The sequence below is a fragment of the Cupriavidus sp. R6-3 genome (assembly GCF_059772245.1).
Window position 1 is genome coordinate 1 of the sequence record NZ_JCBAJO010000467.1, and the last position, 216, is coordinate 216.

Genomic DNA, 216 nt, shown 5'->3' on the forward strand with positions numbered 1-216 from the left:
ACAAGCCCGCATGGATGACAGTGCAGACCAAGCGCGGCGACAAGGTTCTGGAGAGGCCCTTCTACTCGACCAACCCGCGCTACGTCGAGGTTCACAGCGAATGGGAATGGTTGCCTGTCGCCTACGACAAGGCCGTCGCAGGGATGATTTCGCACCAACTGGCAGACGATTCTGCCGCCTCGCAAGCGGCAGAGGGGGAGCGCAATCATGGGTGAG

The 216-nt window shown here is 61.1% G+C and carries 1 protein-coding gene; it reads left to right on the forward strand.

Annotated elements, in window-relative coordinates; all coding sequences use genetic code 11:
- Positions 1–215 (forward strand): hypothetical protein (locus AC6EI8_RS26680; protein ID WP_498383427.1); only part of this gene is annotated, 215 nt, incomplete at its 5' end.
- Between the last annotated feature and the right edge of the window lies 1 nt (position 216).